Origin of the sequence: Sabulibacter ruber, assembly GCF_017355955.1 — a bacterium.
Classification (GTDB): Bacteria; Bacteroidota; Bacteroidia; order Cytophagales; family Hymenobacteraceae; genus Nibribacter; species Nibribacter ruber_A.
Genome location: NZ_JAFFID010000005.1, coordinates 96,635 through 110,625, shown reverse-complemented (window position 1 = coordinate 110,625; position 13,991 = coordinate 96,635). Strand labels below are relative to the sequence as shown.

General features: G+C 50.0%; 15 protein-coding genes. 9 read left to right on the top strand and 6 right to left on the bottom strand.

What is annotated here, in order from left to right; all coding sequences use genetic code 11:
* Nucleotides 1–91: 91 nt before the first annotated feature.
* From JT719_RS20530 to JT719_RS20515, 4 genes are all read right to left on the bottom strand, one after another.
* Nucleotides 92–844, bottom strand: a complete 753-nt coding sequence (locus JT719_RS20530) for an SDR family NAD(P)-dependent oxidoreductase (RefSeq protein ID WP_207435632.1) — start codon at nt 842–844, stop codon at nt 92–94.
* A gap of 6 nt (nt 845–850) precedes the next feature.
* Nucleotides 851–1,621, bottom strand: coding sequence for a type IX secretion/gliding motility protein PorT/SprT (gene porT / locus JT719_RS20525; RefSeq protein WP_207435631.1), 771 nt, complete (start codon nt 1,619–1,621; stop codon nt 851–853).
* Nucleotides 1,570–2,292 (bottom strand): bifunctional demethylmenaquinone methyltransferase/2-methoxy-6-polyprenyl-1,4-benzoquinol methylase UbiE, encoded by a 723-nt coding sequence (ubiE, locus tag JT719_RS20520; RefSeq protein WP_207435630.1) that lies wholly within the window; start codon nt 2,290–2,292, stop codon nt 1,570–1,572. The genes porT and ubiE overlap by 52 nt, the downstream gene beginning before the upstream one ends.
* Before the next feature lie 153 nt (nt 2,293–2,445).
* Nucleotides 2,446–4,332 (bottom strand): OmpA family protein, encoded by a 1,887-nt coding sequence (locus tag JT719_RS20515; protein WP_242693387.1) that lies wholly within the window; start codon nt 4,330–4,332, stop codon nt 2,446–2,448.
* Nucleotides 4,333–4,769: 437 nt separating this feature from the next.
* Here JT719_RS20515 and yihA point away from each other — a divergent pair, with 437 nt between their 5' ends.
* The 3 genes from yihA to JT719_RS20500 are packed head-to-tail and all read left to right on the top strand — an operon-like array spanning nt 4,770 to nt 6,286.
* Complete coding sequence (gene yihA / locus JT719_RS20510; protein ID WP_207435628.1) at nt 4,770–5,384, top strand: ribosome biogenesis GTP-binding protein YihA/YsxC; 615 nt, start codon at nt 4,770–4,772, stop codon at nt 5,382–5,384.
* 26 nt (nt 5,385–5,410) lie between these two features.
* Nucleotides 5,411–5,797 (top strand): energy transducer TonB, encoded by a 387-nt coding sequence (locus JT719_RS20505; protein ID WP_207435627.1) that lies wholly within the window; start codon nt 5,411–5,413, stop codon nt 5,795–5,797.
* 27 nt (nt 5,798–5,824) lie between these two features.
* A complete protein-coding gene (locus JT719_RS20500; protein ID WP_207435626.1) occupies nt 5,825–6,286 on the top strand; it encodes a DUF5606 family protein in 462 nt (153 codons plus the stop codon).
* A gap of 71 nt (nt 6,287–6,357) precedes the next feature.
* Here the strand turns inward: JT719_RS20500 and fbp are convergent, their stop codons facing one another.
* Nucleotides 6,358–7,398, bottom strand: coding sequence for a class 1 fructose-bisphosphatase (gene fbp / locus JT719_RS20495; RefSeq protein WP_207435625.1), 1,041 nt, complete (start codon nt 7,396–7,398; stop codon nt 6,358–6,360).
* A gap of 120 nt (nt 7,399–7,518) precedes the next feature.
* Between fbp and JT719_RS20490 the strand changes: the two genes are divergently transcribed.
* From JT719_RS20490 to JT719_RS20470, 5 genes are all read left to right on the top strand, one after another.
* Complete coding sequence (locus JT719_RS20490) at nt 7,519–8,796, top strand: aspartate kinase (protein ID WP_207435624.1); 1,278 nt, start codon at nt 7,519–7,521, stop codon at nt 8,794–8,796.
* 292 nt (nt 8,797–9,088) lie between these two features.
* Nucleotides 9,089–9,718 (top strand): peroxiredoxin, encoded by a 630-nt coding sequence (locus JT719_RS20485; protein ID WP_207435623.1) that lies wholly within the window; start codon nt 9,089–9,091, stop codon nt 9,716–9,718.
* A gap of 325 nt (nt 9,719–10,043) precedes the next feature.
* Entirely contained in the window at nt 10,044–11,300 is a 1,257-nt protein-coding gene (locus JT719_RS20480; protein ID WP_207435622.1) for a 3-deoxy-D-manno-octulosonic acid transferase, read from the top strand.
* Nucleotides 11,297–12,220 carry a ribosome small subunit-dependent GTPase A gene (gene rsgA, locus JT719_RS20475; RefSeq protein ID WP_207435621.1) on the top strand — a complete coding sequence of 308 codons (924 nt, stop codon included), beginning with the start codon at nt 11,297–11,299 and terminating at the stop codon, nt 12,218–12,220. The genes JT719_RS20480 and rsgA overlap by 4 nt, the downstream gene beginning before the upstream one ends.
* Before the next feature lie 63 nt (nt 12,221–12,283).
* The gene (locus JT719_RS20470; RefSeq protein ID WP_207435620.1) at nt 12,284–12,664 is read left to right on the top strand and encodes a contact-dependent growth inhibition system immunity protein; all 381 of its coding nucleotides are present in this window, start codon (nt 12,284–12,286) and stop codon (nt 12,662–12,664) included.
* Here JT719_RS20470 and JT719_RS20465 read toward each other — a convergent pair.
* Nucleotides 12,661–13,221 (bottom strand): NUDIX hydrolase, encoded by a 561-nt coding sequence (locus JT719_RS20465; protein ID WP_207435619.1) that lies wholly within the window; start codon nt 13,219–13,221, stop codon nt 12,661–12,663. The two genes, JT719_RS20470 and JT719_RS20465, sit on opposite strands and share 4 nt — an antisense overlap.
* Nucleotides 13,222–13,487: 266 nt before the next feature.
* Here JT719_RS20465 and JT719_RS20460 point away from each other — a divergent pair, with 266 nt between their 5' ends.
* Nucleotides 13,488–13,946 (top strand): peptidylprolyl isomerase, encoded by a 459-nt coding sequence (locus JT719_RS20460; protein ID WP_207435618.1) that lies wholly within the window; start codon nt 13,488–13,490, stop codon nt 13,944–13,946.
* Nucleotides 13,947–13,991: the final 45 nt, after the last annotated feature.

Genomic DNA, 13,991 nt, shown 5'->3' with positions numbered 1-13,991 from the left:
TGTTTTTGGCCTCTTTTAGGCAAAACAGCTTTAAAACAAAAAGCCTCCGCTGATTTGAACCAACGGAGGCTTTTTGTTTTGTAGGGAGAGTTTACCGTTTGTTGATGACGGTAGCTGCCGCCTGCGCGGTGGGCAGAATGGTCACCTCGGCAATGTTCACGTGCTTGGGGCGAGTGACCATGAATAAGATCAGGTGGGCGATGTCATCGGCGACTAAGGGCTCGAAACCCTGGTACACACTGGCGGCCCGGGCTTTGTCGCCTTTGAACCGTACCTCAGAGAACTCGGTTTCCACGGCGCCCGGGTTTACCTCAGAGACTTTCACTCCTTCGTGCACCAGGTCAATGCGCATGGCTTTGGACAAAGCATCCACAGCGAACTTGCTGGCGCAGTACACGTTTCCGTTGGCGTACACTTCCTGCCCGGCAATGGAGCCGATGTTCACAATGTGGCCCGCTTTGCGCTCAATCATGATAGGCAGCACCTCTTTGGTCACGTAGAGCAAGCCCTTCACGTTGATGTCCAGCATGGCATCCCAGTCTTCCACGTTTCCGCTCTGGATGGGGGCCAGCCCGTGGGCATTACCCGCGTTGTTAATCAGCACCTCAATGGAGCGCCACTCGGCGGGTAAACCGGCAATGGCGGCGTGCACCGCGTCTTTGTCGCGCACGTCAAACTGCAAGGGATATACATTCTCCTGCCCCAACTGCTGAATCAGTTCCTGAAGTCTTTCGGCCCGACGACCGGCGGCAATGACTTTGTATCCTTTCTGTACCAGTTGAACGGCAGTTGCCCAGCCAATGCCTGACGAGGCTCCGGTTACCAATGCTATTTTCTGCGCCATAAAAGCTTATTCAAAGTTGAGGTAAAGGGTGATGGTGTTGGTATTGAGTTGCTGAATGCTGTTGTTGAAAGCGTTATCAGCGGGCTTATGAATATTGCTGATTCCTCTTGAGTAACGTAACTCCGGCGCAAATTTGAAGAACGGATAGAACATATCTAATCCCACTCCATACTCAATAGTAAAATCAAAAGAACGGGTTTGCAAAGCATCATCGGTCTTCTTCTGACCTCCAATTGCTAACAAGGGCTTCACACCCGCAATGAAATACATTTGGGTGTTCTTCCGGCGTTTAGCCTCATACTTTACCAAAATAGGGAACTCCCCGGAGAAGGTATTTACTTCTTGCAGCGTATCTCCTCCAGCAAAACCAATTCTTGGATCAGGTGGAAGACCCTTATACTGTACAGCCCTGCTATGATACCCAACTCCAGGCTGTGCCCGTAACACAAAATGAGAAGATAACCTATAGGTTGTAATAAAGTTCACATTGAAACCAATGCCCGGTTTCTGATTTGCTGAATAGGGTGAATAGTTTTCTGACTTTGGATCAATCCTTTGTACATAGTAATCGGAATGCTCCAACTGATACCAGGAATGGTTCACGCCCAGAGAAAATCCCCAACGAAGTCTTTTGAACTCGTACCCGGGTAGGTTTTCGCTTTTCAGTTTTCCTTGCGCTGCTGCCTGCTGGCTAAATCCTGCCAGGACCAAAAGAAGGCAGGCAATTATTTTGTTCCTATGTAGATGGAGCTGATGCCGAAGGTAAGAGAGTGCCATTCTGTGTTTTTAAAGCCGATTTTCTGAAAAATGCTGATAAAGTCTTTTCCGTCTGGAAACGCCTGAACAGACTCAGGCAGGTATGTGTAGGCGGAATTATCTTTTGAGATCAGTTTCCCGAAAACCGGTAAGATATGCTTGAAGTAAAAATTATACCCTTGTTTCATGGGGAAGGTTTGCGGCTTAGAAAACTCCAGGATCACGGCCATGCCGCCGGGCTTCAACACCCGCAGCATCTCAGACAGGCCTTTCTCCAGGTTCTCAAAGTTACGTACCCCAAAGGCAACGGTGATGGCATCAAAATGATTGTCCGGGAACTGGATGTTCTCAGAATCGCCTAACTGCAGCTGAATCACATTGCTTACCCCGCGCTTGCTGATTTTCTCGCGGCCTACCTCCAGCATGCCCTCCGAGATATCAATGCCCACAATCTGCCTGGGTTTGAGTTTAAGCGTTTCCAGGGCGAAATCACCGGTACCAGTAGCAATGTCCAATATCACCTGCGGTTTAACCCGCGCCAATAGTTTCACCGCCCTTTTGCGCCAGTAAATGTCTACCCCCGCACTTAGGAAGTGGTTCAGAAAATCATAGCGTTTGGCAATGCTGTTAAACATCTGGGCCACCTGCGTTTTCTTTCCGGCTTCCTGGTCTTTATATGGAACTACTGACATGTACTAGTTTAATTGTAGAGGGCAAAGCTACTATGGATAAACTACATTTTCTGCATTATGTTGTGTTCTGCCCCCTCATAAATAAAGAGCCCCGACCATTTGGCCGGGGCTCTTTTATGGGCAGTTTTCTGAAAAACAGCTCAGAAACGCTTTTTATTGCTGCTCGTCAGCACGTTTGATCACGTTGAACTCAGTTCTACGGTTCAACTGCATGTTCTCAGGTGAAGTATTTGGAGCAGCCGGACGACGCTCGCCGTAGCTCACGGTAATCATGCGGTTGCTTGGGATACCTTGCTGAATCAGGTAGTTGTAAGCCGCCAACGCACGGTTCTCACCAAGAGTGATGTTGTACTCATCTGAGGCACGAGAGTCGCAGTGACCGTCAATGGAGATACGCAGGGTTGGGTTCGCTTTCAGGACTCTGGCAATGTTATCCAACTCCCGGATAGACTCAGGGCGCAGGTTGTATTTGTCAGTGTCATAGTAGATACGCTTAAAGGCGTAAGCGCCAACTCCAACTCCGGTGGTGTCTTCAAACGCGATGTAGAAATCTTTCTCAAATACAGTGGTATCGCTCAAAGACAAAGGCACTTCATACTGCTCAGTAGCGATAGTCTTGCCGTCTCTAGACAACGTTACTTGGTACGGACGGGCAGAAAGCACATTTACCTGATAGTTACCAGAATCTGGCTTGGTTACATCGCGGTACTCCAATGGGGTGTTGTTAGCGGTTTTACCAGAGAATACAAGCTCTACACCTGGGATGATAGTTGAGTCACGCAGGCTGTACACATGACCACGCACCGTAGCGTTGCGGATGTAGTTGATGGTGTAGATATCTTTCTCGCCGTAACCACCCATGCGGTAAGAAGACAGGTACGCGTAAGAACCATCTGGGCTTAAGCGGTAGTACGTATCATCATCTGGCGTATTCACTGGATAACCCATGTTCTGAGGTCTGCTCCAACGGCGGGCCACGGTGTCAAACTTCATGGTGAAGATGTCATAACCACCCATGGTGTTGTGACCGCGTGAGCTGAAGTACATAGTCAAACCATCTGGCGTGAAGTAAGGGCTGTCTTCATCGTAAGGAGTGTTTACACCGTTACCGAAGTTTTTAGGTGTACCCCACTCACCGTTTGGCTGACGCTTAGCGTAGTAGATGTCCAGGTCACCGTTCTGAGAGAACTGGCTGGTTGAGAAGTACAGGGTGCTACCGTCTCTGGTGATGAAGGCATCGCTTTCAAAACCTTTAGAGTTGATGTTTCTGTTCAGCTTTTGTGGCTGGCCCCAGTCGCCACCATCGCGGCTGGTCATGAAGATATCACCACCTTCATCCTGGCGGTACATCAACAATTTGGTGTCATTGTCAAACAACTGGATAGAAGCGTCGTGACCGGTACCGTTCAAACGGCCGCTCAAAGATTTAGGAGTTTCCCATGAATCCTGACCTAAACGGCGGGTTTCAAAGATATCCTCAAAATACTCACCATCTTCTGCTTCTTTACCACCGGTTACGCTGGCACTACGAGATGTAAAAAGTAGGTAGTTATCATCTGAAGAGATAACCGGGCTGTGCTCTGAGTAAGGAGTGTTTACCGTTGGTCCCAGGTTCTTCACGAACACATCTTTAGGGTTACCAACTTCTCTTTTGGCGTTACGGGCGTGCTGAATAAGCAAGGCAGCCTGCTCTTTTCCTTCATCGTCACGCTTGCCAAGGGTGGCCTGGTAAGCCTGGGCATTCTTGATGGCGTTGTCAAACTCGTAGTTCACCAGGTCAACGCGGCCAAGCCAGTACAGCACGTCTTTCTCCACTTTTGGCTTCATTCTGTAAGCCTTGTAGATGTACTCGCTTGCTTTCTCTTTATCAAAAGCGATCAAGCTGATACCCGCCCGATACATTGCCTTGGCATTATTTGGATCACGCTCCAATGCACGCTCATAGTAAGGAAGCGCCGCCCGGAAATTTGCTTGGTTAAAAAATTTATCTCCACTCCGGATAAGCTTACGCGTACTCTGAGCCATGACTGTGGAAGCCATGAGAAACAGTGTCAGAAATAAAAAAGATGTTCTAAACAACCGCCTGTCTAAGTGATTCATAGTGTAAAGGTTTAGGTATAGTAGCTTCTAATGAGCGCAAAAACGAGAAATATGTATGTGTAAGGTCTATAATTACTTTTGTTTCAGCTGCCTGTTCTGGTAAATAGAACTACAATAATATTCAAAAATCGTAAAATTCTAATTTTCTATATCAAAATTATTACAACAAAGATATTAGTTTAGTCCTGCTAGGCCCCGGAAGGTACTTCTTTTATAATCATATTTACTGGCCGTATTCGCCCTACGATACTCCAAAACGTACTAAATGGTTACTATTTCTTGCGTATTTACCGCTACAATTGACCTGTTCCATTAATTTAATAGGGTTCGCGTTTATTTGGTACCTTTGTATTTATCAATAAACGTATGTAGTGAATATGGTCATCAAAGAAGCGAAGTTTATTACCAGCAACACCCGTGCTGACCTGTGCCCTCAGACAGACCTACCAGAATACGCGTTTATTGGCCGTTCAAACGTGGGTAAGTCTTCTCTGATCAACATGCTTACCAACCGGCTCAAGTTGGCCAAAACCTCCTCGTTCCCGGGCAAGACCCAGCTCATTAACCATTTCCTGATCAACGATGAATGGTTCCTGGTGGATTTACCGGGTTACGGCTGGGCCAAAGTAAGCAAGGAGTCCAGGGAGCAATGGCGGAAAATGATTATTTACTACCTGCAAAACAGATCTAACCTGGCGTGCGTCTTTGTGCTGATTGACTCCAGGCTCCCACCCCAGAAGCCCGACCTGGAATTTATGGAACTGCTGGGAACCATGGGTGTTCCCTTTGTGCTTATCTTCACGAAAACCGATAAGCAATCTGGCACGAAAACTGATGCGAACATTGCTTTCTATATGAAGTCGCTGCGGGAGACCTGGGAGGAGTTACCTATGTACATGAAGAGTTCTTCTTCTACCAAAGAAGGCCGGGAGGAGATTCTGCAGTTCATAAGTGACGTAAACAAACGGTACCACGAGGAGCGTCAAGCGTAACGCATCTTTAAGCTTATTTTTACAAAATGAAAGTAAAACACATTCTAGTAGGCGCCTTTTTCGCTTTCTGCACCGCAGGCGCATTCACTTCACAGGCACAGACAGGCAAACCAGCGGCTGCGCAAAACGGTAAATTACCGGTAGCAGAGCATTACACCGGCGGTCAGGATTCTCTGGTGGCGCACATCCAGCGCAACATCCAGTACCCGGCTTTAGCCAAGCGTAACCGCATGCAAGGGCAGTGCATCATTGGGTTTACCCTGCAGGAAGATGGCTCCATCACCAATGCCAAGATCCTGAAAGAATTTGGCGGCGGTACCGGCCAGGAAGCACTGCGGGTGGTAAAACTGCTTAAGTTCAACGCCCCGGGGTACAGCCAACAGTACAGCGTACCCGTAAACTTCAAACTCTAATCAATCAACATAACCTCATTTATTTGTATGTCATTTGACCTGAAAGATATCGCTTCCATTTCCGGTATGCCGGGCCTTTACAAGATTGTAGCGCCAACCCGCAATGGAATCATTGTAGAAAGCCTTGCCGAAAAACCAGTTCGGAGCGTGGCTCAGGCCCGGAACCGTGTTTCTATTCTGCAGGAAATCTCCATGTACACCAACGACGCAGACCACACTGTTCCGCTGGCGGAGGTTTTTGACAGAATCAGAACAAAATACGGCTCTGATTTGCCAGTGAACCCTAAATCCAGCACCCAAGAATTAGCTTCGTTCGTGGAATCGGTTCTTCCAGATTATGACGAGGACCGCGTATATGCATCAGACATGAAGAAACTGGTGCAGTGGTACCAACTGGTGAACCAGTTTGTGCCTTACACCCAAGCAGAAGCCACTGAGGCAACTCCGGCAACGGAGGAGAAAGACGCCCCTGCTGAGTCTGCCGAGTAATTGTTATTAAGATAAAAAGAGAAGGCCCTTGTTCAATGAACAAGGGCCTTCTCTTTTTATTCAGGGTTATTCTATTCTTCCATTAAGAGGGCAGTTCTTCTGCTGGTTCTTTCTCTGGCTACCAACAAAGATTCTACCTCGTCTACCATTTCTTTGGAGCCGATGTAGAAGGTGCAGCGCTGGTGCAGGTCAGAAGGCTGCAGCTCCAGAATGCGGTTTCTTCCGTCAGAGGCTTTCCCGCCGGCTTGCTCTACAATAAAAGACAGGGCGTTGCACTCATACAACAGTCTCAGTTTTCCGCCCGGCGATTTCAGGGTGTTCGGGTACATGTAGATCCCGCCCTTCATGAGGTTCCGGTGGAAATCGGCTACCAAAGAGCCAATATAGCGGGCGGCATAGTTGCGCACGCGGCAAAGCTCCACGTAGTGCTTGATCCCCTCGGGGAAATGGTTGAAACCACCTTCGTTCACTGAGTAGATGCTGCCGTTCTGCGGAATGGTGATATTGGGATGTGACAAAAAGAATTCCCCCAGCGAGGTTTCATAGGTAAATCCATTCACGCCGTTACCGGTGGTATACACCAGCATGGTGCTGGAGCCGTAGATAATGTACCCAGCCGCTACCTGCTCGGTGCCTCGCTGGAAGCAGTCTTCCAGGGTAGGTTCTGTGCCCTGCTCTGATATGCGGCGGTAAATAGAGAAAATGGTCCCGATGGATACGTTTACATCAATATTAGAGGAACCATCCAGCGGATCAATGGCCACAATGTATTTACCTTTGTTGTTGCCGGTCAAGATCATTTCATCTTCCTCCTCTGAAATGATGGCACACACTTCTCCCCCATTCCTTAATGCCCGTATGAACCTGATATTTGCCACCACATCCAATTTCTGCTGGTCTTCGCCTTGCACGTTCTGTTTCCCGTACGCACCTCCAATGTCGGTCAGGCCGGCATGATTGATGGCACGGTTCACAATCTTCGCAGCCAACGCGATGTCGCGGAGCAACTGAGATAATTCACCAGTGGCAAACGGAAAATCCTCTTGTTTCCGCATGATAAAACGGTCCAGGGTGGTGCCTACTGGTAAGGCCAGGTTTTCTTTTAGTGTCATAGGATTAGGTAGATAAATGGGTAGAATAAAGATAAACGGAATGAATTATTTACAAACTTAATAATTTAGACCTAATAAAAACCACCATCATTAACAAAACATCAAAATACCTACTCACAAATGACAGTTTTTAAATTTGGAGGAGCATCTGTGAAAGATGCGGCAGCTTTCAGGAATATCTTTCATATCCTCTCTGGGTTAGACAGTAGTGAAAAACCGTTGGTGGTGGTTTCTGCTATGGGAAAAACCACCAATGCACTGGAAAAAGTATTCAAAGAAGCGTACCGGAACCAAGACTACTCCGGCACTTTACAAGAGATAAAGGACTACCACGGGGGCATTGTAAAGGAGTTGTTTCCGGAGGAAGATCATCCGGTGTATGCTGCCCTTCAGCAACAATATAGTGATTTAGAGCGACTTTTGAAAGAGGTGGTTTCACAGGACTTTGACCGGCAATATGACCAGATCATCAGCCGGGGGGAGTTGCTCTCCAGCCAGATTTTGCATTATTACCTGTGCAGCCAGGGTTACCATAACCACTGGCTAGATTGCCGTGACTACCTGCGCACCGATGACACCTGGCGCGAAGGCCGTATTGACTGGGCCTGGACCGAGCAGCAGATCAGCCAGCACATTCCCTCTATTCTACAGGAGAAGCCCATCATTACCCAAGGGTTCATTGGCGCAACCGCCCAAGGCGAAACCACCACGCTGGGCCGTGAAGGCTCAGACTACAGCGCTGCCATTTTCGCGTATTGTTTGCAGGCGCAGTCGCTCACCATCTGGAAAGACGTGCCCGGCCTGCTGAACGCTGATCCCAAACTGTTCCAGGACACCATACGTTACGAGGAAATTGCCTACCAGGAAGCCATTGAGATGGCGTATTACGGGGCCTCGGTCATTCACCCTAAAACCGTGCAGCCACTGGCCAAAAAGTGCATTCCGCTGTACGTGAAATCCTTTCTGCACCCGCAGGAGCCCGGCACCGTGATCTGGAACTGCCAGCACGACCGCATTGCGCCGTCCTTCATCCTGAAACAGAACCAAAGTCTGCTTTCCTTTCATACCAAAGATTTCGGGTTTATCTCTGAGCAGCACCTGAGCAGCATCTTCCAGGCCCTCAGCCAGCACCGGCTTAAGATCAACATGATGCAGAACTCGGCCATTTCTTTCTCCACCTGCGTGGACACCGACGACGACCGACTGGAAGCCTTAAAAACTCACCTGGCCGATGAGTTCGTGATCCTCTACAACCAACCGCTGCACCTGTTCACCATCAAGAACTACGATCAGCCCAGCCTGGAGAAACTCACCAACGGAAAAGAAATTCTGCTGGAGCAGCGCAGCCGAAACACTTTCCAGTTTGTGTGCCGCCCCACCGAAGACTTTCCGCATTGAGGCTTCTACGCTCTTGACTCTTTGTCTACCGGCATCGTTTTGGGGCTGTTTTCCCGAAACTGGGCCTAAAACAGGGTTAGTTCAGTGAGAGAACCAACGAAACTCAAACCTTTAGGTACACACCTTGCTTTCATAGAGGAAACCACGGGCAGTTTGCCAACGCTGCACTCATATTTTTTCTTTATTGCAGGGTAAGCAGTGGTGCCGTACCTTTGCACTCGCAAAATCGGAGATGGTTCAAATGGACCATAACGCTTTTTCTGACAACACTTTAAATTTTATTTAAGTAAACATGGCAGTTTTAGTAGGTAAAAAAGCACCTTCTTTCAAAGCTACTGCGGTAGCAGATCTAGAATTTGTAGAGGATTTCTCTCTAGACCAATACGTAGGAAAGCAGCACGTGCTGTTCTTCTTCTACCCAATGGACTTCACCTTTGTGTGTCCTACTGAAATCATCGCGTTCCAGGACCGTCTGGAAGAGTTCACCCGCAAAGGGGTGGCCGTGGTAGGTTGCTCTACTGACACCCACCAGTCGCACTGGGCTTGGTTGAACACCCCTCGCGACAAAGGCGGTATTGAAGGCGTAACCTATCCGCTGGTAGCTGATGCTGCTAAAACCATCTCTGCGAACTACGACGTGCTGGCTGGTCACTATGACTACAACGAGGCCGGTGAACTGATCTTCGTGGGTGAGCCAGTTGCTTACCGCGGTCTGTTCCTGATCGACAAAGAAGGTGTGGTACGTCACCAGGTAGTGAACGACATGCCACTGGGCCGCAGCATTGACGAAGCCCTGCGCATGGTAGACGCCCTGCAGTACTTTGAAGAGAAAGGCGAAGTTTGCCCTGCCAACTGGGAAGAAGGCAAAGAAGCCATGCAAGCTACCCACGAGGGAGTTTCCAACTACCTGGCGAAACACTAAGCCTCCCCGGTATATGAACCAGAAAGCCTCCGCCCTCAGCGGGGGCTTTTTTCATGCCCTTTTCCCGAAACCAGGTCAGAAACAGAGAGGCTGATTCTGGCCCTTGCTTGGCTTCTGTTCTGGGGCTGTTTTTCAGAAAGGAGGCCGAAAATAAGTTGGTTGCACGTGCCTGAAACGATAGCGTTAGGAGTGACAACAAGGTTAAATAACGTTGCTCCTGCCTCAACCTTGAGTTTCCGCCGTATCTTTACGGCATCGGCAGCCCGCTCTTATTGGCTTAGCTGCCCTGCGTTCCACGTTAGCACCAGATTTAACCCGGTAAAAGATGTCAAAGATTCTGTACGAAGTTGGGGTAAGGGCCTACGGATTGGGAGTACGCCTGGCGGCTCCATTTCTACCTAAAGCCGCCCAGTGGGTGAATGGACGGAAAGAGGTTTTTGAGGAAATCGGCCGGAAAATGGAGGGCAACACCGCCCCCGTGGCGTGGTTCCACTGCGCCAGTCTGGGGGAGTTTGAGCAGGGCCGTCCGTTGATAGAAGCCTTCAAGCAGCGTTTTCCTGCCTATAAGATTCTGGTGACGTTTTTCTCGCCTTCGGGCTACGAAGTCCGGAAAAACTACGCCCACGCCGATTACATCTTCTACCTGCCGCTGGACACCAAGGAGAACGCCCAACGTTTTGTCTCGCTGGTGCAACCCAAGCTGGCGGTCTTTGTAAAATACGAGTTCTGGCACCATTACACCCGTGCGCTGCGCCAACAGAACATTCCGCTGTTTTCCATCTCGGCCATTTTCCGGCCTAACCAGATTTACTTCAGGAAAAATGGAGCGTTCTACCGGCGCATTCTGGAACGCTTCACGCACATTTATACGCAGAATCAGGAATCGGCGGAGCTGCTGGTTGGTATCAACTTCACCAACGTGAGCCTGGCCGGCGATACCCGCGTGGACCGCGTGCTGCAGAACGCCCAAAACGCGAAGCAGATTCCCATTGCGCAGGCCTTCAAAGCCAATGCTCCCATGATGGTCATAGGCAGCAGCTGGCCCGAGGACTTGGAGGTGCTGCTCCCCTTCATGCAGGAACAGCTGCCCACGCTCAAGTACATTCTGGCGCCGCACGAAATCAAAGACAAAGAGCTGAGCGAAATAGAAACGCAGTTCCCCGGCCAAGCCATTCGCTACTCCCAGGCAGATGCTGCTACGGTTGCCAAGTACCGCATTCTGCTCATTGATAACATTGGTATGCTCTCCAGCCTCTACCAGTACAGTGATTATGTTTACGTGGGCGGGGCTTTCGGGAAAGGGTTGCACAACACGCTGGAACCTGCTGCATTTGGTCCGCCTATTTTCTTTGGGCCTAAGTATGCCAAGTTCCAGGAGGCGCAGGACTTGATAGAGGCGGGCGTGGCGTTTTCGGTACGTTCTACCCAGGAATTGACCAAAACGTTCACTGAGCTGCACCAGAACCCGGCCAAGCGGGAGAAAATCAAATCGGCGACGCGGGCGTATCTACAAAAACAGGCTGGGGCTACGGAGCGTATCTTAACTTCGTTGGAATATTGGTTACCTTCGCCCCAAGCATGAAAGGCACAGTAGTAAAATCAACCGGCTCCTGGTATTTGGTACGCTCGCACGCAGACGGGCAGCTGTACAAATGCCGTTTGCGCGGTAAATTCAAAAACAAGGGCTTAAAAGTAAGCAACCCCATTGCCGTGGGCGATGAAGTGACGCTGGAACCCGAGGGCGGCGAGCAGCAGGCGGTCATCACTGAGATCACGCCGCGCCGCAACTACATCATCCGGAAATCCACGCACAAGGCGCACCACGCTCACATTGTGGCCTCCAACCTGGACCAGGCGTTTCTGGTGGTCACCTTGGTGTCGCCACGTACCTCGTTCGGGTTTATCGACCGGTTTCTGGTCACCGCCGAGGCGTATGACATTCCGGCCACGCTGCTCTTCAACAAGATTGATTTGTACGATGAGGAAGCCCTGGGTTACCTGAAACAGGTAGCGCAGTTGTATGAGCAGATCGGGTACCCGTGCTACGCCCTCTCGGCGCACACTGGCGAAGGATTGGACCAGGTGCAAAGCTTGCTGGCCGATAAAGTGACGCTTTTCTCGGGTCACTCCGGCGTGGGGAAAAGTACGTTAGTGAACGTCCTGGTACCGGACCTGGATCTGAAAACCTCCGAGATCTCAGCGTTCTCAGACAAAGGCGTGCACACCACCACCTTCGCGGAGATGTTTGAAGTGGCGCCCGGCACGTACCTCATTGACACGCCCGGCATAAAAGAACTGGGCGTGGTGGAGATGAAGCGCGAGGAAATTGCTCACTACTTCCCCGAGATGCGTGAACGCCTGAACAAATGCCGTTTCCACAACTGCGTACACGTAAACGAACCCGGCTGCGCCGTGCAGGAGGCTGTAAAAAAAGGAAAGATTGCATTGCCCCGTTACGAGAGTTATCTTAGCCTGCTGCAAGACGAAGACACCCATCGGTAATGGCGTTTTGAAGCCATTTTCGCCAAATTAGCCTTACAACTTCATTTCTTTCCACGTTTACTTATGGAAACAACTTGGCTAAACAAAAGCTTGGAAACCCTGGAGAAGCACAAATGGAGCCGACCCGAGAATGACAGCGATCTGCTTACCCGCTGTCATGCCCTGCGCAAACTTCCGTTGGCCAAATTCAAGATAGAGGACCTTCGGCTGATGATCAGCCAGGGAATTGGTCTGCGGTACCTGATCCCTTTCGCCATTGAGAAGCTCAAGGAGAACATCCTGGCCCAGGGCGATTCTCACCAAGGCGATCTCCTGCAGGCTACCAGAAAAGTCAGTTCCAGTTTCTGGGCGCAGTATCCGCAGCACAGAATAGAGTTGAACGCCCTCATTACCCAGCAACTGGAGTTGCTTTCCAGCCACGGCGTAGATGCGTTTCTGGTCTAATTCGCTTCCTTCTGCTGGTATTGCTCCAACAAAGAGAGAATCTCAGCGTAATGCTGCTGCATTGGAATGTAAGCCCTGCTGGGGTTTGAGTTCTGCAAATCCTGCTGTAATTGCTTTACAGGGATGTACTCCACTTCTACCAGTTCCTCCTGCTGAATATTGAATCCAGTTACCTCCAACTCTGTTTTGTACAGGAAAATGCCGGCGTGCTCCCGGTCCAGCAACTGAGCCCGCTCGTCTTTCCCGTCTACCGATACCACCGCTACAAACTCCAATCTATCGGGCTGTACTTCAATCCCTAATTCCTCAGACAACTCCCGCAAAGCGCACGTCTCATACGTCTCCTCCGGCGCAAGGTGCCCCCCAATGCTGATATCCCACAGCGACGGGAACAGATCTTTCAAGGCGCTGCGCTGGTGGCAGAGATAACCATGTTGCGGATGGAGCACGTAAATCTGGGAAGTCCGGTGCCAGTGGCCCAGGACGTGCACTTCGCGGCGAGGCAGAACTTTTCCTAAAGGTTGGTTATCTTGGTCAAATAAGGCGAGGTACTCCATGCCGGCAATTTACAGATTCCTGCCGGGCCCAAAGGCATAATTCAACAGAAGATGATATTCCTGAACCACCTGATCAATTTCTTCCGGCCGTACGTGACCGGCGTTTTGGCTTTGTTTTCCCAGAAACAGCGGCAAAACAGGAAGTAAACCCAACCTCCTACTAAGGTGTAAAAAATACGTACCTTTGCAGCAGAAACTGTTGCTGCGCTGCCTACTTGTACATGAACGCAGCCCAGGAACTCAAACAAACAGCACAAAAATCATCTATGAAAACCGCAGAAATCCATACCCAGAAGGGCGTGATGAAAGTAGAATTCTACGAGAAAGACGCTCCTAAAACCGTTGAGAACTTCACTAAACTAGCCAAGGAAGGCTTCTATGACGGTCTTACGTTTCACCGTGTGATCCCTGATTTCGTGATCCAGGGCGGTTGCCCTAACTCTCGCGAAGGCGCCAAAGGCATGCCCGGCACCGGCGGACCCGGCTACAAAATTGACTGCGAACTAACCGGCGGAAACCAGTACCACGACCGTGGCGTGCTGTCTATGGCGCACGCTGGCCGTAACACCGGCGGTTCACAGTTCTTCATCTGCCACAGCCGCAACAACACCGCGCACCTGGACCGCAACCACACCTGCTTCGGGAAAGTGGTAGAAGGCCTGGACGTGATTGATGACATCCGCGCCGGTGACCGCATTGAGAAAATCGTGGTGAACGAGGCGTAATATTGCTGATTGTTGATTGCTGATTGTTAAAACAATGAGCAATCA